We start from the raw sequence: 23,095 nt of genomic DNA, 5'->3' as shown, positions 1-23,095 counted from the left end.
CCAAAAAAATCGATGCGGTCCGCCCACCCTGTCAGCCGGTTTCTACGCGCAGTAGTCAGCAAGGTGAAGTTCCGGTTAACCCCGCGTGACCTGCAGTAATGCGTGGACGCGGCGGAGCCGGGCCAGCCACCAGTCCCGGCGCGCAGGTGTTGCCGAGTACTGCTCAAGCAGCCCGGCGTCGGCGGCAACATCGCGGAGGCGGATGGCGCCGTCGTCGGCCACCAGCGGATCGGTGGTGATGTCCGATTCGAACAGGGACACCGTCCCCAGCCCGCAAGCGTAGGGCAGATCCGGAAGCGCCGCCGCCAGGGCCAGGCCCGCACGGATGCCCACCGAGGTGTCCAGCGCTGAGCTGACGACGGCGGGCAGTCCGGCCCGGGCCACAATGTCCAGCGCGCGCCGCACTCCCCCGAGCGGCGCCACCTTCACCACGATCAGGTCTGCGGCACCGGCACGTGCCACGCGCAGGGGGTCGGATTCCTTGCGGACACTTTCGTCGGCCGCGATCAGCACCGGCGTACCGGCAGCCTGCAAAACGCGCCGCACCTCGGCCAGCCCGTCAATGGTGGGAACCGGCTGTTCGGCGTACTCAAGCCCGAGGTCCGCCAAGCGGGACAAAGCCTCGACGGCGGCGGGCACGTCCCAACCCCCGTTGGCGTCCACCCTGATGGCTGCGCCCGGCAGGGCAGAGCGGACGGCGGCGACCCGGGCGGCGTCGTCGTCGAGCGTCTGGCCCTGCTCGGCCACCTTGACCTTCACGGCGTCCACCCGGCCGAAGCGCGCAAGAACTTCAGGCACCCGCCCGGCAGCAACGGCAGGGACGGTGGCGTTGACCGGAATGACCGAACGCAGCGGGTCCGGAAAACCCTGCCACGCGCCCTCAACGGCAGAAGCCAGCCAGCGGGAAGCCTCGGCGTCGCCGTATTCCGGGAACGGGCAGAACTCTCCCCAGCCGGCCGGGCCCTGCAGGAGCAGGGACTCCCGCTCCATGATTCCGCGGAACTTCACGCGCATGGGCAGGCTGACCACGTGCGCGCCGGCCAGCAGTTCCTCAAGGTCGGGCACAGGCGGCGTAGGCATGGACCCACTGTACAAGTGGTGACAAACAGACCCTTCCAATGCATATCGGCATGGGTATATCATCGCCGCATGGCACGGGCAGCAACAACAGCGGATACCTTCAACGCAGTGGCTGAGCCCCGCCGCCGGCAAATACTGGACGCCCTGGCCGGCGGCGAGCGCCCCGTCAATGAGCTCGTTGACCTGCTGGGCATGGCGCAGCCGCACGTGTCCCGGCACTTGCGGGTGCTGCGGGAAGTGGGCGCCGTCACTGTCCGGGACGAAGGCCGGCAGCGCGTCTACCGGCTGAACCCGCAGGCCCTCAAACCTATCCACGACTGGGTCTCTGGCTACCGGCACCTCTGGGAAGAGCGCCTCGATCTTCTGGAGGGCGTTGCGGAAGACCTCAAAGAGCAGGAAAAGTAGGCAAAGGAGCAGGGCAATGGCACAGACAAGCACCATCAACGTCACCTTCCCCAGCGATAAGGAAATCCTGATCACCCGCACCATCAACGCGCCCCGGCACCTTGTGTACCGGGCCTGGACTACGCCGGACCTTGTCCGGAAATGGTGGCCCGGCAGGCGCGGTGAGATGACCGTGGCGGACATGGACTTCCGGGTGGGCGGGGCATGGCGGTATGTGATGGTGGCCCATGGTGAATTCGAGGTGGCCTTCCACGGGACGTACCGGGAGATTGTGCCAAACGAGCGGATCGTCCACACCGAGATCATGGAGACGCCGGACGCCGGCCCGGACAGCGAGGACGGGGCTGTGGTCACCAGCGTCACGTTTGAAGAGGCCGACGGCGGCGCCACCCTGGTCAGCATCCGCACCGACGCCGGCAGCAAGGAAGTCCGGGACATGATTGCGCAGTCCGGCATGGAGGGCGGCGTGCGGGAGCAGTTCGAGATCATCGAGGAGTTGGTCGCGGGCCTGCGGTAGGTGCCCCGCCCCGGGGAAGCGCCGGCGGGGCGCCTCGCTGCCAGTCAACATGCGGCAGGATCCCAGCTTTCTGTGACAACCTTGAAGCGATGACTTTTCAACGGCAAGCACAGACCAGGACCCCGGCACGCCCCGCTCCGGGGTCAGGGTTCCTGTTCGTGCTTGCCACGCTGGCCTGCATCGCCGGGCTGATCGCCACCTACTACTACTTCGTCCAGACCACCACGGGGCAGTTCATCGACGAGTCAGCGCTGGTGGAAGCCGTGGACATCCACGGGCCGGCGGGCAAGGCCACCACCAGGTTCCTGGACCTGCTGCCCACCATTTCACTGGTGATGGCCGCCGTCGTGGTGCTGTTTGTGACGGTGATCCGGAAGCGATGGACGGAGGCCGGCATTGCGGTGGCTGCCTGCATCGGCGCGAACATCGCCACACAGGTCCTGAAGGATGTGCTGCCGGCCCGGCCGGACAAGGGCGTGGTGACGCTGGAGCTGAACTCGCTGCCGTCCGGACACACCACCCTGGCGGCGTCGGCAGCGGCTGCGGTCTTCCTGATGGCATCGCCGCGCTGGCGCCCGATGGCCGGTTTTGTGGGCGGGACGTTCGCCATTGCTTCCGGGGTGTCCACGCTGATCAACCAGTGGCACCGGCCGGCCGACGTGGTGGCAGCATTCCTGCTGGTGGGCGCGTTTATGATTCCCGCGGGCTGGCTGATCGTCCGGCGCGGGGCGTGGAATGCGTGGGACGGCTTCGGCGCGCACGTGGGCTCTGCCCGGATCTGGCTGACGCTTCCAGTGGTGATCGGGCTGGCCTCGGCTGCGGTGGCGATGTATTCGCTGGCCCGGATCGCGCCGAGCCCCTGGCAGGAAGTCAGCACCACGAACTACTTTTGGGCGGGCATCTCGCTGATCGTGATCGCCGGGTATCTGGCCACCGTCGCCACCACGGCCATGTTTGCGTACGCCGCACGACGGCGCAACTCACCAGGGCGGTGACGTCACCTCCCGCCTTAGCCCACCCCGTGGCGCTGGAGCCACATCTCCAGCAGCGCCAGCTGCCATAGCGCGTTGCTGTTGACCGCGGTCTTCTGCATGTTGGGATCGGCCAGCAATCCGTCCAAGTACGCGGGCTGGAAAAGCCCGCGTTGCTTGGCCTCGGGTGCGTGGAGGGTCTCATGCACGATGGAGATGAAGGGTTCCTCCAGGTGCTGGAGGGCGGGCACCGGAAAGTATCCCTTGGGCCGGTCCACCACCGCGGCCGGGAGCAACTGCCGGCCCAGGTCCTTCAGGATGCCCTTGCCGCCCTGCGACGCCTTGAGCTCCGGCGGGCAGGACGCGGCAAGTTCCACCAGCTCATGATCCAGGAACGGGACGCGGGCTTCGATGCCCCAGGCCATTGTCATGTTGTCCAGCCGCTTTACGGGATCGTCCACCATCAGCAGGTGGGTGTCCAGGCGGAGCACCGCGTCCAGGGCGGTATCAGCCCCCGGGGCTTCAAGGTAAGCAGCCAGGACCTGGCTGCTTACGTCAGAGCTGCAGTACCACTCGGGTTCGACGATGTCCAAGAGCTCGGCATGACTGTGGTCGACAAAATTTGAGGTGAACACGCCCTGGGCCTCCGAGCGGCCCACCCGGGCAAGCGGCTGGTGGTACGCGTATCCACCGAAGACCTCATCTGCGCCCTGGCCGCACTGCACCACCTTCAGATGCTGCGCAACAGTCTTCGAAAGCAGGTGGAACGCTGTCACGTCATGGCTGGCCATAGGTTCGGACATCGCTCCAACGGCGCCATCAATGGAGGGCGCGAACTCGGAAGTGCTGATGTGCAGGCGCTCATGCCGTGTCCCGAACTCCCTGGCCACGACGTCGGAATACACAAACTCGTTCCCCGAGTCCCCGCCGGCACCGTCGAACCCGATGCTGAAGGTGGACAGTCCGTGCTGGCCCTCCTCCGCCAGCAGGGCAACCAGCAGGCTCGAATCCAGTCCGCCGGAGAGGAGGACACCCACCGGCACATCGGCAACCATCCGGCGCCGCACTGCTGTTTGAAGCGACTGGTGGACCGCGTCCTGCCAATCCATGGCGGACCAGCCCGCGTGCACCGCACGCCGGGTGTAGCTGGGCTTCCAGTATTCGCGGTCGTGCCAGGTCCCGTCGGCCCGAATGGTCCGGATGGTGGCGGCCGGCAGCTTTCGGATGCCGCGGAGGATAGTCCGCGGCGCTGGCACGATCGAGTGCCAGCTCAGGTAGTGGTGCAGCGCAACCTCGTCGATGGAGGTATCCATCCCGCCCGAGGCCACCAGCGCCGGCAGGCTGGATGCGAAGCGCACCCTTCCCGGCACCTGCGAAACATAAAACGGTTTGATGCCCAGCCGGTCTCGGACCAACAGGACTTCCTGCCGCTGCCGATCGTAAAGCGCCACCGCAAACATTCCCACCAGGTGGTGGACAAAGTCATCGCCCCACTTCCGGTAGGCCTTCAGGATTACCTCCGTGTCGCTGGTGGAGCGGAAGGTGAACTCGGGCTCAAGTTCCCGGCGCAGTTCCTTGTAGTTGTAGATGCAGCCGTTGAACGTGACGGCCAGGCCGCCGTCGTCCAGCATTGGCTGGGCACCCGCCTCTGAAAGGTCAATGATGCTGAGGCGCTGATGCCCCAGTGCCACCCAGCCCGACTCCCAGGTCCCCCGCCCGTCCGGGCCCCTCGATGCCATTGCCCCCATCATCTTGAGAACCGATTCCTGGGAGGCTTTTCTCCCGTTGAAGGCAACTTCGCCGGCTATTCCGCACATGTTGGGGTCCTCGTTCCCTGCACCGATCTACAAACTCTGGTCGCCTGCCAGCAGCGGCGAATCCGTGAGCTTTCGAAGCGCCGTGGTGGGCAGGCTGCTGACCTCGACGGCGTCGGAAATAACGTCACACATGCTGCCCGCCTTGGCGAAGGCTTCCCGCTGCCTGGCAGCGCCGTTGCCGCGGGTCAAGGCCTGGAACAGCAACGACTCCACGATGTCGAACTCGCCTTGGCTTTTCAGCGCGGGCTGCACGTGGTCCAGCAGTGCCATGGCCACGTCGAAGGCCCGCCTCGGCCGGCCGGTGAGCGGATCCAGCAGGTCGGCGTCGAGTCCGTAGCGGCCCGCCTGCCAGGAAGCAAGCCGGAGCTGCACGGCTGAGGCCGGCACGGGTGGCACGCCGTCGCGCCACTGCCGGGCTGCCGTCTCCACCAGGCCGCGCACCAGGGCGGCCAGCAGGACGGCGTCGTCAGCGAACAGGCACACATCCCCTACCCGGACCTCAACGGTGGGGTGGCGGTGGCTGAGCCTGGCGTCAAAGTAGAGTTGCCCCTTGTCCAGAAGGACTCCGGAGCTCAGGATCTCCTGGACCTCAGAGTGATAGGCCTCGGCGGAGCCGAAAACTTCCGACGGTCCCGCCGTGGGCCACCGGTTCCAGGCCTGGGAGCGGTAGCTGGCGTAGCCCGAGTCCATGGCGTTCCAGAACGGCGAATTGGCAGTGAGAGCCAACAGTACGGGAAGCCAGATCCGGATCCGGTCCAGGACGGCGACGCCTTCCTCGTCCGACTCGACCTCCACATGCACGTGGCAGCCGCAGGTAAGCTGCTCGATCGCGGTCAGTCCGAACCTCTGGATCATCCGCTGGTACCGCAGCCCGGGGGTGGCGGTGGACTGCACCGGCAGGGGCGACGTGGCAAGGGCGACGGCACGCGCCCCTGCTGAACGCGCGGCGGAATCGGCGCTCGCCCGGCGCGCTGTGATGTCCTGGGCCAGCTCGTCGAGAGTGGTCCTCGGTAGCGTGCAGGTTTCGATCTGCTCTTGTTTCATCTCACTGCTGAGACCGTCGTCATCGTTCAGGCGATCCAGCAATTCGCCCAGCGGCACGGCATGCCCGTCAACGCAGTCAACAATGAGGAACTCCTCCTCAACTCCTACCCGGCGCATTACCGCAGCCCCTGGGATCGGGCACTTCCCTTACGGGGAAGGCGTCCTGGGACAGGAGGAAGTTGCTTGCAGTTAGAGGCCATGATTGCTCCTTGGTTCAAACCTTGAAGCGTTTGGCTTAACCTCATCGTCCAAACATACTAAGCATGCTTAGTTGTTGTCCGCAAGGCATTGACACAGAAAACCACCGCGAAACAAAGCGCTTTTCGCGCTGTTTCGGGGTGGTCCCTGGGATCTGTTGCAGCCTCTTGCGGGGCAGGGTGGCTGCCCTACCGGAGCTGCGGCCCGGCAAGGCTGGCGTTGAGCTCCGCAGAGACCGACGACGGCGAGGCCGGCAGGAGCCGGGACAGGAACTTTCGGCGGGCTGCTTCGACGAACCCGCGGAAGAGGCCGAAGTCCTCGGGCAGCTCCTCCGGGTGCCACTGGATGCCCATGGTGAAGGTGCTTGCGGGGTATTCGATGGCTTCCACCACCTGGTCCTCGCTCCACGCGGCAGCCACAAGCCCGTGCCCGAGCTTGTCCACGGCCTGGTGGTGGGAAACCGGCACGGGCCCGGGGTTGGCGCCGATCAACTGTTCAAGCCGGGAACCCGGCTTGATTTCCACGGGGATCCTATTGAAGTTGTAGCCGCCGGGCTGGTACTGGCCGTTGCCGATCACGTCAGGCAGGTGCTGGTGCAGGCTGCCGCCGAGCGTGACGTTCAGCAGCTGCTCGCCCCGGCAGATGCATAGCAGCGGGACGTCCTGGCGGATGGCTTCCTTGATCAGGGCCTGCTCCCAGGCGTCACGCTTCGGGCGGGGCTCGTCAGTTGCGGGGTGGGCTTCCTGGCCGTAGAGGGCCGGGTCGACATCCCAGCCGCCGGGAACAATCAGGCCGTCGAGCCGGTTCACGAGCTGTTCGATCATGCCCTCCAGCACCGGCTGCGGCGGCAGGAGGATGGGCATGCCGCCCGCGGCGATGATGGGCTTCAGGTACGTCTCGGGCAGGAAGGCCGCACTGACCGTGCCGCAACCATCGGTGCGCGCCTCTTCAAGGTACGTGGTGAGTCCGATGACTGGTTTCATCGCGGCGTCGGTGGTGTGCACTAGGGTCCCTCCAGGAAAATCTGACTGCCTCAATTTTAGGGCCGCAGGAGGCCCGGAATGTTTCGTCAGTGTCAATTCCAGGTGTCGAGACGATCACACTTCCTGGCTCATTCCTTGTCCCCGGGGACCACCCGGAAACGACGGTTCCGGAGGGATGGGACGCGGGTCCGCACAGCCGCGATCCGTTCAGGTTCGAGTTCGGCAAACACCACTCGCGGCGCTTCGCCGGCATTGGCGATGACCACCCCGAACGGATCCACCACAATCGAGTAGGCCGTAGCGAGCGGACCGCACTGGTTGGCAGTCACCACGTACGAGGTGTTCTCGATGGCGCGGGCACGCACGAGGGTCATGAAGTGGTCTTCTTTCCCGGGACCCACGATCCACATGGACGGCAGCAGCAGGACGTTGGCTCCGGCGTCCACCAGGTAGCGCGCGCTCTCAGGGAACCTCAGGTCGTAGCAGGTGAGCATGCCCAGGCGAAGCTGGCCATAGGAGAGCAGATCCGGCTGGCCGATGGTGCCCTTGCTGGTTCCGTCGCTTTCGCGGTAGCCGAAGGCGTCGTAGAGGTGGATTTTGCGGTACGTACCCTCCACTGCGCCCCTGGCGTCGATGGCCACCAGTGTGTTGTAGGGAAGGCCGTTGGGGTTGGCCTCCGCGGTGCCCACCACCACCGGAAGGCGGAGCGCCTTTGCAAGTGCCGCGATACCGCCGATGAAGGGACCGTCCAAGGGCTCGGCCACTTCCGCGAGGACGCCCGCAGGTTCGGCGCTGGCATAGAGGCTGGATTCCGGAAGCACCAGCAGATCCGCGTTACCAAGGGCGGCAGCTTCCATCAGCCGCCCGATGTGCAGCAGGTTCCGCTGGGGTTCCCTGCCGGCGCTGAACTGCCCGGAGGCGACTCTCACTTCAGCCCTCCTGCCACGGCGAAACGGCCCCTCACCACAGGTTCGCACACCCTGGTCTGCGCGAACAGACCCGGGTGCCCCTCCCCGCAACCCGCTCCCCCAAGTGACCTCACTTTGCGCCTTTGACCTGCGCAAACATCGAAAAACTCTTGACAGAACCTTGAGTGATTACGTCGGCGTAATTTGAGCGAGCTCTACCAAGCTATTCCTATCGGAGCCGCACAGGCTCACAAGGTCTCAGCGGAACACGGCACAACGTATTAGGGGCACAACATGGCTAAGGTTGCAGGACGCAAAAAGCGCATCATCGGCACCACCGCTGCACTGGTGGCCATCGGCGGCGGCGCCGCCTTCGCCTACTGGTCAGCGACGGGGACTCATGACACTACTGCTTCGGCGGGAGAATCGGCCAACTTCGTTGTCACCAGCAAGATTGCCGGTGACCCCCTCTCCCCCAATGGTCCCGTGCAGGTTGCTACCTTCACTGTGAACAACCCGGGCAGTGGCGTCCAAGAGCTCAAGAGCATCAAGGTAAGCGTGGCAGACTCCAAAGGCACCCCGTGGGTCTCAGGCGACGGCTGTTCCTACGAAGATTTTGCCGTGGGAACTCCCTCCTTTGACCGCACGCAGATCGAGCCCGGCAAAAGTGTGACCGGCACCGTGAGTCTTCAAATGATCAACCGTCCCACGGTCAACCAGGATGGGTGCCAAAACGCTTCAGTCCCTCTGCATTTTGAGGCCAGCTGAAGAGGGCACGGGATCGCTTTCCTGAAGCAGTCGATCAGCTTCATAGCCCAATGGTGATGAAGTCCGCCTAGCCGCTATCAAGCCCGACTTTCCCGGAAAGGTTCCCGTGCCCACAGTCGCCAGCTCCCCCGAAGCCTCCCCCCGGCTGCGGCGGGAGCTGGTTTGTGTTAACCGGATGGCACGTGCCGGAATGCTGGCGCTCGTGGTCCTGTTCATCGCCACTTTCGCAGGTGCTTCACCGGCCTCCGCCTACTGGCGGGCCTCCGGGTCCGGAAGTACGACGGCGACAGTCGCCACGCTGCTTCCGCCCACCAAGGTTTCGGCGCCGGCAAGCAGCAACTCGAATGTTGCCGTCAGCTGGGTAGGCTCTGCCGGCAATGTGGTTCCCACCGGCTACTACATCACCCGGATCACCGGTTCCACAGTGGTGGCCGCCTGCGGCTCCAGCCCTGCCTCCCCAGTGGCAGAAACGACCTGCACGGACACCTCCGTTCCCGAAGGCACACACCGGTACCGGGTAACCGCCGTCCACCGCTCGTGGACAGCAACAAGCCCGGTGAGCGGAAGTGTGGCGGTAACCAGCCGCCGTGACCTATCGTTCGACTCGCAGCCGTCCGCAACCGCAACAGCCGGCGCGGCGATCGCTTCCTTCAAGGTGCAATTGCGGACCGCCTTCGGTCTGGAGGTGTGGGACGAAGGCGTCCCCATCACCGTGAGCCTCGGTGCCAACCCGGCGGACGGAACCCTTTCCGGAACCGCAACTGCCTATACGAACTGGTCCGGCACCGCAACGTTCAGCGGCCTCTCGATCAACAAGGCAGGCGCCGGCTACACCCTCATCGCTTCCAGCCCTGGCTATGCGGGAATGGCCAGCAGCAGCTTCACGGTTGTCGCCGCCACGCCCACGAAACTGGCAGTAACGGCAGGGGCAGCCCTCACGGGTCCTGCCTCCAGCGCGGCGGTCCTCGGACCCGTGACTGTGCAACGCCAGGATGCCTACGGCAATGCAGTAGCCGCCGGAATTTCTCCGGTCTTCCTCGCCACCAGCTCAGCCGGCACCACCATCTTTGCTGCCACGGCGAACGGTGCAAAGATCGCCGCGGTGACCATCCCCGCCGGTTCCTCGTCGGCGTCGTTCTTCTACGGAGACACCAAAGCGGGTACTGCAACCATTACTGCTGCGTCACCCGGCCTCACGGCTGCCGTACCCGTCACCGCAACCATCACCGCCGCAGCAGCGGGAAAACTGAAGTTCGATGCCATCGCTGCCGTCGTCATTAAGAACACCCCCATAACGCCCCCGGTGACGGTCCGTGTCCTGGACGCTTTCGGCAACCTGACCGACAGTCCCGGCCAGGTCACGCTGCAATCCAACTGCACCCTCAAGGGCACGCTCATCCGCGCGTTGTCCGCCGGGGCAGCCTCCTTCCCGGACCTTGAAATTGCAGGAAAAGCCACCGGCTGCACCCTGACTGCAAGCAGCGGCACACTGACCGGGGAGCCCAGCAACTCCTTCAGTGCAGACTGAGTGAAACATTGGCGGGGCGGCATTTGAGAACGTAGTTCTCCAGGCGAATCTCGTTGCGCGATAATGGCAGGCAAATAACGCCCGGCAGTCCGGAGGTGTGCAACTCCTTGACGAGGACGGGCCGGGATGGGCTGCGAACACCTCGAGCTGCAAGCGCTGCTGCGGAAGAAGGAAGCTATGAGGGACGCAGGAAAGCAAGGTCCAGTCCCGTCCGGCGAGAGCGGGCCGGCGGAGCTGCAACACCCGCGATTCGCCCGCGCCTACCCGCGGGCCGTGGAGGTGATGAACCGCCGCGGCGGGACAGAACACCGGCGGACCATCCTTGCCGGCCTTAGCGGAACCGTCATCGAAATCGGCGCCGGTAACGGCTCCGTCTTCGCTCTCTATCCGGACACGGTGACCCAGGTAATTGCCATCGAACCGGACGATGGCCTCCGGGACCTTGCGGTGGCCAATGCCGCCTCCGCACCGGTTCCCGTCACGGTTCTGGCCGCTGCCGCCGAACAGATCCCGGCGAAGGATGCCAGCGCGGACGCCGTAGTGGCCAGCCTTGTCCTCTGCAGCGTGCCTGACCCGGCCGCGGCGCTCGCTGAAATCCGCCGGGTCCTGCGCCCCGGAGGGACACTGGCCTTTTATGAGCATGTCCGCTCCAACAACCGCCTGGCCGCCGCCGCCGAGGATTTGCTGACCCCTGCCTGGCAGCGGATTGCAGGCGGCTGCCACCTCAACCGGAACACGCTCGAGGCCATCACCGACGCCGGGTTCACCGAGGTGGCCAGCCGGCGTTTCGGCTTCTCCGCGGGCCCGCTGGTCCCTCCAGTTGCTCACATCATGGGCACGGCAACGAGCCCCGCCCCCGGTTGACCTGCAGCCCTGCGCCAACCGCACAGTCATTCACTTCCACCAAGCGAGCGCCTTCAGCCCTCAGAAGGTCCCACCCGCCGCAACTTGTCCGGCGGGTGCAGGTCGATGATCGGGAGGTGCCCGTCGGTGCGGATGGCGTCGCCGCCGCCGTTGCGGTGGTGGTAGCCGCTGTAGTAATTGAGGATGACGTGCACGGACTCAACTGCGTTGGCCGAGCGAAGCGTCTCGATGATGAAGTCGCGTTCCTCGTCAGTGCGGTCGGCGATCTTGTGCGTGATCTGGAAGGTGAACAGGGACAGCCCCACGCTTCGGTCATACGTGCCGGCCCCCACCCAGTCCACGGCCAGTCCGCCGGGCAGCATCCAGCCGGCCGGGCACCTCCAGAACCGCACGTGATGCCGCTTGCGCGGGTTGCCATCGATCTCCCGCTGGAACGCAAGGTCCTGCTTGTTGCCGAAAACGTAAAGCGAACTCACGGGGGCCTGCGGGTAGCTTTGTCCCAGGACAGTTGAGGTGAGCGTACGCCAGGCCGTGGCCGGGGTGATGGGGTCGGCTTCCACCCATCCCGCCGTCCGCATCGCCTGCCGCAACTCCTCCTTGGGTCCCACCACGGCGAGGTTCACGGGATCGCCCAGTACGCCGTCGCCCGTCCTGGTCCGTCCGATGAAGTAGTCCGGGATGTACAGGCTGCTAAGGATCTTGTGGATGCGCGGCAGCAGCGCGTAAGCCAGGATCAGCCACACCGGCAGGAACACCCACGCCTGCTCCGGCCCACGCGAAAGCCGGGCGAGCAGGAAGGCATAAACGGCCCAGCCGACAGCAATGGTCACCACCAGGTACAACAGCCGCTGCAGGACCGCCAGGACCGTAGCCCACCTGCTTTGACGGCGCTCACTGGAGCTGCTGGAACGCGAGTGGTCCGGCTCGTCCGGAACGGCCCGCTTCCCGTCAGTGGACGTCACAGTGCTTCTCCTTTCGGTCGCCAATCCATGACCAGCCTAAAAGGTGCGGGCCTAAACCCTGCAGCCCGGCGTCGCCCGCCAGAGCGGCATGGCTCAAACCCGGCAACCGGCTCAGGCAGGAAGGCTCAGCTGCTCCACGATGATCCGCGCAGTTTCGGAGTCCCCAAGGATCCGGAAGTGCCCGGCCGTGGGCAGTTCGATGTTCGTAGCCCCCGGCAGGACGCTGCCCTCAGGAATGTGCGGATCGAACGGGCCGTAGATGGACGTGATCCGGCGGTTGATCGTTTCCTCGCGGGCCAACTGAAGGGTGAGGGCATTGCGGGGCGAGAAGATCCGCAGGCTGGGCAGCAGCATGTACTTGGCGTAGCGCGAGCCGGAGAATGGAGTGCAGACGGCGATCATCCGGTCGATCCGGCGCTCCGGATCCAGGTTCAGCATGGCGTACTTCCCGATGAGCCCGCCCTTGCTGTGCGCCACGATAACCGCATCCCGCAGGCCCGCCTCCTCCAGGTGCTGGGCCACGAGGCGGCCGGCTGCAGGGACGCCCAGGCTGTTCCGCTGCAGCACCGTCACCACGTGGACCGGGTGGCCGGCGTCGTGGATGCACTGGATGAGGGGCAGCATGAACTGCCAGTTTTCGTATACACCGGGGATGATCACCACGGGTGCGCGGTGGCCCTGGTGGAACGAGCCGGGCTGCACACGCGAGAGTATGCCGCGGACCTGCCATACGCCGGCATAAAGATAGTCCTGCAGCCACCACACGCCTTTTTGCAGCGCACTGATTCGAGTGGGCATGCCCGTTTGAGTCATCTGTTGAGGATAGCCGTAGTCAGTAGTTTCGCCGGTGCCTGAGCCGGGGAATTACGACGGCGAAGACGGCCGCCGCCGCGAACCCCAGTACTCCTGTGGCTGAGATTCCCGCGCCCAGGGAGGCCAGGGCCGTCACGCCGGAAAGGAGGACTGGCCCGCCGGTGGATCCGGCGTCGGCCATAAAGCGCCACAGCCCCAGGAACTGGCCGCGCCCCCGGTCCGGCGAGAAGTCTGCGCCCAAGGTCATCACCAGTCCGGAACTGATGCCGTTGCCGAACCCGATCAGCAGCGACGCCAGGAGCAGCCCCACGAAGGATCCCGTCAGCGGAATCAGCAGCAGCGCCGTTCCCATGATCAGCGTGGACGGGACGGCCACAAACTGCCGGCCCTTCCGGTCCATAAGCTTGCCGGCCGGATAAAAGACCAGCATGTCGATGGCCCCGGACAGCCCGTAAATCAGGGACGCCGAGGTGGCGTCCATGCCCAGGTGGTCCGCCCACAGCGGGATGACCACCTGCCGCGAGGAGCGCAGGGCGCTGAGCAGCAGGATCCCCACGCCCACGCTCAGGAACACGCCGGCGTGGGAAACCGCCACGCTGCGGAGAGTCGGCTCCGGGCCGGACCTTCCGCCGTCGTGCGTTTCCGCCTGCTCGAGGTCCGGGATGGTGAGGGACAGCAGCGCGGCGGCAGCCATCGCCACCACGCCCACCCAGTACGCACCGCCGATCCCGGAGAACTGCATGACGGCCGCACCCAGGAAGGGCCCGATGAACACGCCGATCCGGTTCACGCCGCCCAGGGTGGACAGCGCCCGCGCCCGGAACGCCACGGGAACAGCTTCGGTGAGGTACTTCTGCCGCGCCAGCCCGAACACTGCTCCAGCCATGCCGACGACGGCCATCGCCACCGCGAGCAACCAGAGCCCGTTGGGCACCAGGGAGGTCAGCGCCGCTGCGGCAAGCGCCAGGCCGGCAGCGACGGCGGCGCCAACAATCGCCCAGCGTTCACCGAATTTCAGGGTGACCAGGGACGCGGGCAAGTTGAAGAACCACGAGCCCAGCCCGATCAGGGTGACGATCAGGGCGGCCACTGCAACGGAAGCACCAAGATCACGGGCGGTCAGCGCCACCACCGGAAGAATCGCTCCCTGGCCAATCCCGAAAAGCAGCGTCGGGCCAAAAGCGGCCACCGCGATGCTGCGAAGGCTAAAGGGCTGGGCATCATCCGGGGAAGTCATCAGATTTATCCTAGGTTGGCCGGCGTGGCGGGAGAGAAAAGCACAGAATTGGGGGTCACAAAACCCTTGTAGAGGACTAGCGTTTGCCTTATGGGGTGCTGATTCGCGCCCACGGCCAAAGGGGAGGTTCATTTCATGGGTGAAGTGTGGATCCGTACGCTCGGCAACGGGCTGGTCCGGGCAGACAAAGTCACCGAGATTACATCAACCCGGGGATCCCTCCACGAGGACCAGGGGTATCTTCTGAAGGTCATCGTGGACGGCAAGAGCCATGCACTGATCGACGACAGCGACCTTCAGGGAACACTGGCCGAGCGGCTCGAATATGCGCGGCATGTTGAGGATGCCCTGCTGCTCGCCATCGATGAGGCGCGGGACAGCGATGCGTCCGTGGTCATCTCCTTCGAGCCCGAGCGCGAGCGCTGGTCGTCAGCCCCGGTGACAGTGTTAACCGGCAGGCTTCCCGAAGCGGTGGGCTGAGCAGGGTCCGGACGTGAGGGCCGGGGCGGGAAGGCACGGAGCCTTCCAAGCCCGGGCCTTGGTCCGGCGTGCAGCCGTCCCCGACACAAATTCAGCATCCTAGCCGGTGTAATAATTACGTAGATGTTGCGTGAGTCACATTTGCCCCTTACTCTGGATGAGGCTTAAGAAATAGGCCATAGCAAGAAGCTGCAGCGTCGCAGCCAATGCCGGGGAAGGCTTTACAACTTGAACTCGAAGCTGAACATCGTTGTCCGTGTAGATCTCGACCACGCCAAGGCTCTGGTGATTGCAAAGGGGCATATCACCATCCACAGCGTGAACGCACTGTATGTAGTAGTTAAGCGCGCCAATTCCTTACGGGAAGGCCTGGACCTGAAGCTGGACATCACCCACGCACGGGTTGATGAAGAAGCCCTGGAAATGCTTCATAACGCTTCCGAAACCCATCATTTGCCGGCCAGGATCGACCCGCAGCAGGCACCTTGCACCATCAGCGTCCTGGCACCGCGCCGGGAGCACGCACCCGCAAGGCGTGCACTGATCGCCGCCTAAAGCTTCGCAGGAAAGGCACCCGCAGCGCCCAACAATCGGGCCCAGGTGTGCCGGCCACAGACTTATTTCTTCCAGATTTTCCGCAGACTTTGAGTGCAGCTGTATCCGAATAGACGGGTAGCTGCACTCTTAGTTTGAGGAAAGCCCCTCAAGCACGGGCCGGTTCGCCGCCCGCGCTTGCGTCCAGCCATTCCTTGAGGAGCGGCGCGGGCAGCGGCCGGGCGAAGTGGAACCCCTGGGCGAGGTCACAGCCCATGGCCGTGAGCGCCTGGACCTGGGCGAGGGTTTCCACGCCTTCGGCGACGGCCCGGATGCCCACCGCGTGCGCCAGGTCAATGCAGCTGCCCACAATGGCGGAATCTCCGGAGTCCGAGCCCAGCCCGTTGATGAAGGACCGGTCAATTTTCAGTTCATCGATGGGGAACTTCTTCAGGTAGGTCAGGCTGGAATACCCCGTCCCGAAGTCGTCCACAGCGAGTCCGACGCCCAGGTCCTTGAGGGCCGTCAGTGATTTGAGGGCGGCAGCAGGATCGGCCATGAGGGCGGTTTCGGTTATTTCCAGCAGCAGGAGCGCCGGGTCGATGCTCCTCAGCCGGAGGGCAGCTTCCACCATCAGCACCAGCTCGGGGTCATTGAGCTGGCGGGCGGATAAGTTGACAGCAAATTCAAGGCTCGCGCCGCCGGGACCCTCCCCTCGCCAGTTGTCGGCCTGCCTCAGTGTTTCGCCCAGGACCCACGCGCCGAGGGGCCGCACGAGCCCGGATTCCTCGGCCATGGTGATGAACTCCGACGGCGGCAGCAGGCCTCGGGTGGGGTGCTGCCACCTGACCAGCGCCTCCACCCCGCTGGTGCGCCCCGTGCGCAGGTCAATCCGGGGCTGGTAGTGCACGCGGAGGGCACCCTCCCTGATTCCGCGCCGGAGCTCGCCCAAGGCGCGGAGCCGGTCCACAGTGGGATCCGATTCCGCAGGCTCATGCAGTTCCCAGCGGCTGCGTCCCAGTTCCTTGGCCCTGTACATGGCGATGTCCGCGCGGCGGATGAGGTCTTCAAGGGTTTCCCCTGCAGCCTCCGCCACAGCCACCCCGATGCTCGCGGACGTGACTATCTCCAGGCCTTCGATCTGCATCGGTGTCCTCAGGACCTCCAGAAGCCCGGCCGCGAGTCCGGTGGCTTCCGTCGGGCCTGCAAAGGTATCCGCCACCACGAACTCGTCGCCGGAAAGCCGGGCCACGGTACTTGTTCCTGCCGCCGCCGAGGCCAGGCGCTGCGCCACGGCGACCAGCAGCTCATCCCCCGCCGCGTGCCCCAGGCTGTCATTGACAGCCTTGAAATGGTCGAGATCGATAAAGAGGACGGCCAGCCTGCCCGCTCCGGCAATGCCGCCGGCGAGGTGCTGGTCCAGCTCCGACTTCAGGCCCGCCCTGTTGGGCAAGCCCGTGAGGGCATCGTGCAGGGCGAGGTGCTGCAGTTCCTTTTCGGCCTCGGCACGCCGGCTCTCGGATTCCTCGGCTGCCCGGAGGGCTGCCACCAGTTCCTTTTCATAGATCCGGCGTTCATGGGCGCTGAAAATGATCACCCGGACGACGGCGGGCTTCGCATCGGAGGCCGGGGACCGTGACGCCGAGAGCAGCGCTGCCCGGCGTTCGCCCTCGGCTCCGATGATTTCGACCGCGATTTCGGACACGGCGCCGTTGATGCCCAGCTGCGGGATGCAGTGGGTGGAGTACAGAATCTGGTCACCGACGGGCATCAGGGACTGCAGTCTGGACCCGAGCAGGTGCGAGCGGCTGTATCCGGTCCAGCTCGCAAAGGTGTCGTTGACCGCGGTGATGCGGCCGCCGTCGTCCGTCACCAGGTAGCCGCATGGTGCCTGGTTGAACAACGCCTCGAAGTGGGCCGGACCCTGGCCCGGCTTCGCTGTCACGGGCTGGACGCCAGATACTGCAGAATCGCTTCGGCCGTGGCCGCCGGTGCGCTGACGTGCGGGCAGTGGCCCGTGGCCTGCAGCTGCACCAGGGAGCTGCGTTCCAGATGCTGGTGCACGTAGGTGCCCACCTCCGGCGGTGCGAGCAGGTCGTCGGAACACTGCAGGATCAGGCTGTCGGTGGGCACTTTCCCAAGTACCTGCCGGGTGTCCGATAGAAAGGTGACCCGGGCAAAGTGCCGCGCGATGGACGGATTGGTCCGGCAGAAGCTGCTGCGGAGTTCCTCCGAGAGTTCCGGGGCCTCCGGGTTGCCCATGGCCATCGGCGCCAGCGCTTCGGCCCACGCAAAGTAGTTGCTGTCCAGGGATGCCAGCAGCCCCTCGATGTCCTCCTGGGAGAAGCCGCCCACGTAGCCGTCCGCGGAGTCGTTCGTGTAGCGCGGAGACGGGGCAACCAGGACGAGCCGGGAGAACCGCTCGGGTTCCTGGATCGCTGCGATCAGCGCAATCATCGCACTGACGCTGTGCGCCACAAGGATGACGTCGTTCAACTGCAGGCTCTCGCAGATCTCCAGCAGGTCTGCCGCGTAGCCGTTCAGCGACCCGTACTTCTCCCGGTCGTAGGCATCCATGTCAGAATTGCCTGCTCCGACGTGGTCAAAGAGCACCAGCCGGTAATCGTCCGCGAAGTACGGCAGCAGCCTCCGCCACATGTCCTGGTCGCAGCCGTAGCCGTGGGCGAACATCATCACCGGCCCGTCGGCCCGCCCGGATACAGTGACGTTGTTCCGGCGGATGACCGTGGAAACCGCTGCCGTTGCTGCTTCGACCATTTTTCACCGACCCCTGCGTAGGGTGACCTTGTCTTGCCTCAGATACTAGTGGCGGAAGGATCCGGAATCCTAGGATTCCCGCAGACGGGACCCACGCCGGGCTCTCGGCGCTCAACGAACTTCTGGGCCACGGCCGAAACGGGTGACCACACGCCGAGGGCCCGGCGGCGGAACCGTGTGTGGGTTTCGCTGCCGGGCCATCGGCCACAAGGACATGTGTGCTGATGACATGTTTGCGTTGTTTCGTGTGTTGGTTTTGTGTTGTGCGGGGTCCTCCTTCCGTTCAGCCTGCTGGCTGCTGCCGCTTCAGGCGCAGGGTGCAGGCACGGTCAGCAATCGTTTGGTGTCCTAGGAGACCTTGCGCTTGCGGAGCATCAGGAGGGTTCCTGCTGCCAGGAGCAGCAGGGCCAGCGGGACCAGGGAGGCGTCCGCGCCGGTGTTGGCCAGGGCGTTGGCGCCCTGGGTGGTGCCTGCCCGGGTGGTGCCTGCCTGGGTGGTGCCTGCCTGGGCAGGTGTGTTGCCGGCGGTGGTGTCCAGGGCGATGGCGCCGCTCACTGCGGTGGAACCGGCCGGTGCTGCGGAGAAGCCACCGGTGGCTGCGGTGCCGGCGTCAGAACCGTTGTTCGTGCCCGTGGTGCCGGTGTCAGTACCGTTGCCGTTGCCGTTGCCGTTATCGGTGCCATTATCGGTGCCATTGTCGGTGCCGTTATCGGTGCCGGTGCCGGGGGTATTGGTGTCGGTGCCGTTATCGGTGCCGGTGCCGGGGGTATTGGTGTCGGGGTCTTCGGTGCCGGTGCCGCCTGTGGTGCCGTCACCCGGGGTTTCGGCGCCGGGTGTGCCGGTGCCGGGTGTGCCGGTGCCGGGGTTCTCCGTGCCATTGCCGTCACTGCCCAGTCCGAGTCCCAGTCCCAGGTCGAGGTCGGTGACCAGTCCGCCGGTGTTACCGCCGGTGCTTCCGGTGCCGACACCGACCACTGCATCTACTACGGCGCTGAGTCCGCCGGTGGTTAGCCCATCCGTGGCGCCGATGACGCCGCCGAGATTGACGTCCACGAGAGCATTCAACCCGTCGGCGGTCACTCCGTCGGTGCCGTTGACGCCGCCGAGGTTGACGTCGACGAGGGCGTTCAAACCGTCGGCGGTCAGTCCGTCGGTGGCACCGTTGGTGCCGCCGAGGTTGACGTCCACCAGGGCGTTCACTCCACCGGTGGTCAGTCCGTCAGTGGCGCTGTTGGTGCCGCCGAGATTGACGTCCACGAGAGCATTCAACCCGTCGGCGGTCACTCCGTCGGTGCCGTTGACGCCGCCGAGGTTGACGTCGACGAGGGCGTTCAAACCGTCGGCGGTCAGTCCGTCGGTGGCACCGTTGGTGCCGCCGAGGTTGACGTCCACCAGGGCGTTCACTCCACCGGTGGTCAGTCCGTCAGTGGCGCTGTTGGTGCCGCCTAGGTTGACGTCCACCAGGGCGTTGGTTCCACCGGTGGTGAGCCCGTCGGTGGCGCTGTTGGTGCCGCCGAGGGTGACGTCCACCAGGGCGTCCACTCCACCGGTGGTGAGCCCGTCGGTGGCGCTGTTGGTGCCGCCGAGGGTGACGTCCACGAGAGCATTCAACCCTTCCGTGGTGACACCATCGGTGGTGCCGTTGGTGCCGCCCAGGTTGGCGTCCACCAGGGCGTCGGTTCCACCGGTGGTGAGCCCATCGGTGGCGCCGCTGACGCCGCCGAGGTTGACGTCCACGAGAGCGTTCAAACCGTCGGCGGTTACTCCGTCGGTGGCGCCGCTGACGCCACCGAGATTGACGTCCACCAGGGCGTCCACTCCACCGGTGGGGACTCCGTCGGTGGCGCCGTTGACGCCACCAAGGTTGACGTCCACAAGGGCGTCCACTCCACCGGTGGCGCCGTTGACGCCGCCGAGGTCAACCACGACGTCCGCGGCGGCAGTCAGGTCGGCCGGGGCCGGGGCAGGTGCGCCGGTGACGGCATTGCCGAGACCGAGATCCACGACGGCGGCCGCGGCGAGGTCAGGGCCGGCGGCCTGGCCGGCGCCGAGGTCAACCACGACGTCTGCAGCGGCAGTGAGGTCGGTCGCGGCCGGTGCAGGTGCGGCGGTGACGGCATTGCCGAGACCGAGATCCACGACAGCGGCCGCGGCGAGGTCCGGGCTGGCGGCCTGGCCGGTCCCGGTGACGGCTCCGAGGTCCACGGCGGCGTTGACTACGGCGGCGACGGCCGTTGACTCCGACGGCGCTGGGCCACCCAGCAGGCCCAACGACGCCGTGTCAGCGGACGCCGCCGCCGAGACGAGGGCGGAACCGGAAAGGTCCGGACCGCTGATGGTGTCCGCGGCGTTGGCCGCGGCGCAGCCGAAGGCTAGAAGCCCGCCGGCAAAGAGGGTGCCAAGCATCCCCCTGCGTAGGTTCGAACTCATGATGATGTCTCCTGAAAATAGTTGAGGTAAGGGCTGCTCGTTCAGCAACCCGCAATGCCGCGTTCTGCCACACACGGGGCAGACGGGTCTCAACTAATCAGGAGAGGAACCGGGGTCCAGGGACACCGGTGCAGGGACGTGCTCAGAGGATTCCCCGGCACGGACGGCACCGGGAACAGGAAGATCAACAGAGAAAACGCTCAGCCACGCCGCAGACCCGGAAGAACCGGACGCCGACGTGCCGCTACCGGCACCGGAACCCGGGACAGCAGGTGCCCGGGCAGGGACAGGCGAAGGGTCAGCCGTCCCAGACTCCCCGGCCCCGGCACCGGACTCGGCCAGGGCAGCCCACAGCGGGGACGGAGTACCCGCCAGGGCCACCGCGCCGACAGCGGAACCGGCAAAAACCGTGCCCTGCACAGCGCTGGCGGCGGGCACGTCCGCAGCCGCGGGGCCCTCCAGAGTTGCGTCCCGGTCCTCGGCAACAGCCTGGCCCCCTTCGGGGACGACGGTGCCTGCGGAAGGATCGGTGCCGCCGCCGGGAAGATCAGCGGCGTCGGAAAGATCGGCATCCACCGGAACGGCCGGCAGCTCAGGAACGGCGGGCAGTTCGGGAACGGCAACGGGCAGCGGAGCGGCGCCTGTGACCAGGTCAGCGACGGGCTCCAGAACAGGTTCAAGAACCGGAACGGCACCGGCAACAGGCGGAACAACAACGTCCATCACCGATGCGGTAGCACCGTCAACAACTCCGGCGACGGGAGCCGAAACAACCGTCACGGCACCGGCGGGAACCACCCGGTTCACCACCGGGACCACTGCGACGATGCTGTCCGCGAGCCCCGAAACCTGGCCCACAGGCCCAAGCAAACCCGGCGAGGGCGCCGCAGCAGCAGGCGCGGCCGCAGGGGCAGCCGGTGCAGGGCCGGCAAGTTTGTCCGTTACCGAAGAAACCGTACTGGTAACCCCGCCCAACAGCGATGTCGTATCAGAAAGCACGTCCGCTGAGGCCGCCGGAGACGAAAACGTCAGCCAGGTCAGGGTCGCCGCGCCGGCAAGGAACACAGGGCGCAGGGCACGCCACGCAGAACGAGCCTTAGCCATGCGTACCACCCCCAGTACCGTTGCATTCGACGGATGCCCAAAGCCTAAAACCAAATGTTGCATAAAGTCCAGAACCCACTAAAACAAATCGACTAAATCAAAAACTTATCCTCCAGCCGCCATCACGAACATAGCGATTGCAGTCACACTTCGAATGCCGCACTGAAATTAGTTACCCCAAATGCGCCGTTTAATCCTCCACGAACTCCAGCAGGTCGCCAGGCTGGCAGTTCAGGACCCCGCACATCGCTTCCAAGTACTGAAGTGGACTGCCTTCGCGCGGCCGTTCTTTAGCACCGCAGCTGCCTGCCGCAGCAGGGCACGCAGCACCACCACCAGTCCGAGGGCGGCGCCGGCCACCAGCATCAGGATCAGCAGGATCGGCACACCGGCGTCATCGGCGTTAAGCACCACCACGGCGGAGAACATCGCGAACATGGTCCAGGTAGCGGCGATGGACCACACGATCGCGTCCACCCACACCAAAGCTCCCCTGGTGAAGGGATCTTGTCCTGCTTCACCATGCTGAGCAGCTTCCGGTGCTCACGATGACCACCTGGACGCAGGCCACCTCCAGGACAAACAGGATTGCACCGGACGGCGCAACAGGGGGTCTGACAGTCCCTGTTAGCCGGGCCCATTGTGCTGTTACCTAGTCCGTAGGACCGAAGCTCGTCAATCCCGGCAAGGTCTTCGACCGCACCATCATCCTTGACGAGGTTCCGGATGGTTACCGCGCCATGGATTCCCGCGAATCCCTCAAAGTCCTGATCCGCCCTTAATGCAGTAAACCGCTCAACCAAAAGGAGTACTTATGGCCACCTGGCTTATCACAGGATGCTCGACCGGACTCGGCCGGGCCCTTGCCCAAGCGGTGCTCACCCACGGTCACAACGCCGTCGTCACTGCCCGGAACGTCTCCACAGTGCAGGACATCGCCGATGCTTTCCCTGGCACGGCGCTGGCCCTCCCTCTGGATGTCACCGACCGAGCCCAGATCAGCTCTGTTGTGAAGCAGGCGCAGGAACGCTTCGGAGGCATCGATGTGCTGGTCAACAACGCCGGCTACGGCTACCGCGCAGCAGTGGAAGAAGCGGACGACGCCGACATCCGGCAATTGTTCGATACAAACGTTTTCGGCGCGGTGGACCTGATCAAGGCCGTCCTGCCGGACATGCGGGCGAACAGGTCCGGGTCCATCCTGAACATCTCCTCCATCGGAGCGCGCCTCAAACCGGCCGGCTCCGGTTACTACGCGGCCACCAAAGCCGCGCTGGAAGGCATTTCGGGATCACTCCGCAAGGAACTGCATCCGCTGGGCATCAATGTCACCGTCATCGAACCCGGCGCATTCCGCACCGACTTCGCCGGCCGCTCACTCACCCAGTCGGCGACGGCGATCGAGGACTACGCCGAAACGGCCGGCAAGCGGCGCAAAGAGAACGACACAGTCCACGGTACCCAACCGGGCGATCCGGCCAAGGCGGCCGAAGCCATCCTGGCGATCGTGGACAGCCCGAACCCGCCGTCGCTGGCGGTGCTGGGGCAGGACGCCTGGGACGCCTTTGCCGCCGTCGCCGATGCCGAGCTCACTGAACTGGAGGAGTGGAAGGATCTCAGCGTTAGCACGGAAATCGAGGACTAAGGGCGGGATCAAAGGGCGGGGGCGCCGGG

At 65.6% G+C, this 23,095-nt stretch carries 23 protein-coding genes; 9 read left to right on the top strand and 14 right to left on the bottom strand.

The features are described from left to right. Positions 1-75: 75 nt before the first annotated feature. Positions 76-1,080 carry an o-succinylbenzoate synthase gene (locus QFZ70_RS04120; protein WP_307094224.1) on the bottom strand — a complete coding sequence of 335 codons (1,005 nt, stop codon included), beginning with the start codon at positions 1,078-1,080 and terminating at the stop codon, positions 76-78. A gap of 69 nt (positions 1,081-1,149) precedes the next feature. Between QFZ70_RS04120 and QFZ70_RS04115 the strand changes: the two genes are divergently transcribed. The 3 genes from QFZ70_RS04115 to QFZ70_RS04105 all read left to right on the top strand — a co-directional run bounded on the left by QFZ70_RS04115 (position 1,150) and on the right by QFZ70_RS04105 (position 2,997). Further along, positions 1,150-1,485, top strand: a complete 336-nt coding sequence (locus tag QFZ70_RS04115; protein ID WP_307094223.1) for a helix-turn-helix transcriptional regulator — start codon at positions 1,150-1,152, stop codon at positions 1,483-1,485. A 16-nt stretch (positions 1,486-1,501) separates the two neighbouring features. Beyond that, the gene (locus tag QFZ70_RS04110; RefSeq protein ID WP_307094222.1) at positions 1,502-2,002 is read left to right on the top strand and encodes an SRPBCC family protein; all 501 of its coding nucleotides are present in this window, start codon (positions 1,502-1,504) and stop codon (positions 2,000-2,002) included. 89 nt (positions 2,003-2,091) lie between these two features. Beyond that, entirely contained in the window at positions 2,092-2,997 is a 906-nt protein-coding gene (locus tag QFZ70_RS04105; RefSeq protein ID WP_307094221.1) for a phosphatase PAP2 family protein, read from the top strand. Positions 2,998-3,011: 14 nt separating this feature from the next. On the opposite strand, the gene QFZ70_RS04100 is transcribed toward QFZ70_RS04105, so the two are convergent. From QFZ70_RS04100 to QFZ70_RS04085, 4 genes are all read right to left on the bottom strand, one after another. Next, entirely contained in the window at positions 3,012-4,790 is a 1,779-nt protein-coding gene (locus QFZ70_RS04100; RefSeq protein ID WP_307094220.1) for an N-acetylglutaminylglutamine amidotransferase, read from the bottom strand. A 27-nt stretch (positions 4,791-4,817) separates the two neighbouring features. Further along, entirely contained in the window at positions 4,818-5,951 is a 1,134-nt protein-coding gene (locus QFZ70_RS04095; protein WP_307094219.1) for a glutamate--cysteine ligase, read from the bottom strand. A gap of 269 nt (positions 5,952-6,220) precedes the next feature. Further along, the gene (locus tag QFZ70_RS04090; protein ID WP_307094218.1) at positions 6,221-7,036 is read right to left on the bottom strand and encodes a gamma-glutamyl-gamma-aminobutyrate hydrolase family protein; all 816 of its coding nucleotides are present in this window, start codon (positions 7,034-7,036) and stop codon (positions 6,221-6,223) included. A 107-nt stretch (positions 7,037-7,143) separates the two neighbouring features. Continuing rightward, positions 7,144-7,944, bottom strand: a complete 801-nt coding sequence (locus QFZ70_RS04085) for a carbon-nitrogen hydrolase family protein (RefSeq protein ID WP_307094217.1) — start codon at positions 7,942-7,944, stop codon at positions 7,144-7,146. A gap of 273 nt (positions 7,945-8,217) precedes the next feature. Here QFZ70_RS04085 and QFZ70_RS04080 point away from each other — a divergent pair, with 273 nt between their 5' ends. The 3 genes from QFZ70_RS04080 (at position 8,218) to QFZ70_RS04070 (ending at position 11,083) form a co-directional block, all read left to right on the top strand. Then, the gene (locus tag QFZ70_RS04080; protein WP_307094216.1) at positions 8,218-8,691 is read left to right on the top strand and encodes a hypothetical protein; all 474 of its coding nucleotides are present in this window, start codon (positions 8,218-8,220) and stop codon (positions 8,689-8,691) included. A 106-nt stretch (positions 8,692-8,797) separates the two neighbouring features. After that, the gene (locus QFZ70_RS04075) at positions 8,798-10,219 is read left to right on the top strand and encodes a hypothetical protein (RefSeq protein ID WP_307094215.1); all 1,422 of its coding nucleotides are present in this window, start codon (positions 8,798-8,800) and stop codon (positions 10,217-10,219) included. A 177-nt stretch (positions 10,220-10,396) separates the two neighbouring features. Continuing rightward, complete coding sequence (locus QFZ70_RS04070; protein WP_307094214.1) at positions 10,397-11,083, top strand: class I SAM-dependent methyltransferase; 687 nt, start codon at positions 10,397-10,399, stop codon at positions 11,081-11,083. Positions 11,084-11,136: 53 nt separating this feature from the next. Here QFZ70_RS04070 and QFZ70_RS04065 read toward each other — a convergent pair whose 3' ends face one another. The 3 genes from QFZ70_RS04065 to QFZ70_RS04055 form a co-directional block, all read right to left on the bottom strand. Beyond that, positions 11,137-12,045 carry an LssY C-terminal domain-containing protein gene (locus tag QFZ70_RS04065; RefSeq protein ID WP_307094213.1) on the bottom strand — a complete coding sequence of 303 codons (909 nt, stop codon included), beginning with the start codon at positions 12,043-12,045 and terminating at the stop codon, positions 11,137-11,139. A gap of 111 nt (positions 12,046-12,156) precedes the next feature. Beyond that, complete coding sequence (locus tag QFZ70_RS04060) at positions 12,157-12,858, bottom strand: triacylglycerol lipase (RefSeq protein ID WP_307094212.1); 702 nt, start codon at positions 12,856-12,858, stop codon at positions 12,157-12,159. 19 nt (positions 12,859-12,877) lie between these two features. Then, positions 12,878-14,095, bottom strand: coding sequence for an MFS transporter (locus tag QFZ70_RS04055; RefSeq protein WP_307094211.1), 1,218 nt, complete (start codon positions 14,093-14,095; stop codon positions 12,878-12,880). A 135-nt stretch (positions 14,096-14,230) separates the two neighbouring features. Here QFZ70_RS04055 and QFZ70_RS04050 point away from each other — a divergent pair, with 135 nt between their 5' ends. Continuing rightward, positions 14,231-14,575 carry a hypothetical protein gene (locus QFZ70_RS04050; protein ID WP_104042677.1) on the top strand — a complete coding sequence of 115 codons (345 nt, stop codon included), beginning with the start codon at positions 14,231-14,233 and terminating at the stop codon, positions 14,573-14,575. A gap of 228 nt (positions 14,576-14,803) precedes the next feature. Then, positions 14,804-15,130 (top strand): hypothetical protein, encoded by a 327-nt coding sequence (locus QFZ70_RS04045; RefSeq protein ID WP_307094210.1) that lies wholly within the window; start codon positions 14,804-14,806, stop codon positions 15,128-15,130. A 148-nt stretch (positions 15,131-15,278) separates the two neighbouring features. Here the strand turns inward: QFZ70_RS04045 and QFZ70_RS04040 are convergent, their stop codons facing one another. From QFZ70_RS04040 to QFZ70_RS18935, 6 genes are all read right to left on the bottom strand, one after another. Then, positions 15,279-17,054, bottom strand: coding sequence for an EAL domain-containing protein (locus QFZ70_RS04040; RefSeq protein ID WP_307094209.1), 1,776 nt, complete (start codon positions 17,052-17,054; stop codon positions 15,279-15,281). Then, on the bottom strand, positions 17,051-17,887 hold the full coding sequence (locus QFZ70_RS04035) for an alpha/beta fold hydrolase (protein ID WP_307094208.1): 837 nt from the start codon (positions 17,885-17,887) through the stop codon (positions 17,051-17,053). Before QFZ70_RS04035 ends, QFZ70_RS04040 begins: the two co-directional genes overlap by 4 nt. Before the next feature lie 348 nt (positions 17,888-18,235). Further along, positions 18,236-20,317, bottom strand: coding sequence for a hypothetical protein (locus QFZ70_RS04030; protein ID WP_307094207.1), 2,082 nt, complete (start codon positions 20,315-20,317; stop codon positions 18,236-18,238). A gap of 93 nt (positions 20,318-20,410) precedes the next feature. After that, entirely contained in the window at positions 20,411-21,421 is a 1,011-nt protein-coding gene (locus QFZ70_RS04025) for a hypothetical protein (protein WP_307094206.1), read from the bottom strand. A gap of 190 nt (positions 21,422-21,611) precedes the next feature. Further along, a complete protein-coding gene (locus QFZ70_RS18940; protein ID WP_373461665.1) occupies positions 21,612-21,668 on the bottom strand; it encodes a helix-turn-helix domain-containing protein in 57 nt (18 codons plus the stop codon). Beyond that, a complete protein-coding gene (locus QFZ70_RS18935; RefSeq protein WP_373461527.1) occupies positions 21,653-21,898 on the bottom strand; it encodes a hypothetical protein in 246 nt (81 codons plus the stop codon). The genes QFZ70_RS18940 and QFZ70_RS18935 overlap by 16 nt, the downstream gene beginning before the upstream one ends. 337 nt (positions 21,899-22,235) lie before the next feature. Here QFZ70_RS18935 and QFZ70_RS04005 point away from each other — a divergent pair, with 337 nt between their 5' ends. After that, positions 22,236-23,066: an oxidoreductase gene (locus tag QFZ70_RS04005; RefSeq protein ID WP_307094205.1), complete on the top strand. Its 831-nt coding sequence runs from the start codon at positions 22,236-22,238 to the stop codon at positions 23,064-23,066. Positions 23,067-23,095 lie beyond the last annotated feature (29 nt).

Origin of the sequence: Arthrobacter sp. V1I9, from assembly GCF_030817075.1 — a bacterium.
In the GTDB taxonomy this organism is placed as follows: Bacteria; Actinomycetota; Actinomycetes; order Actinomycetales; family Micrococcaceae; genus Arthrobacter.
The sequence above is the reverse complement of the archived record's forward strand: the minus strand, read 5'-3'. Positions and strand labels throughout refer to the sequence as shown.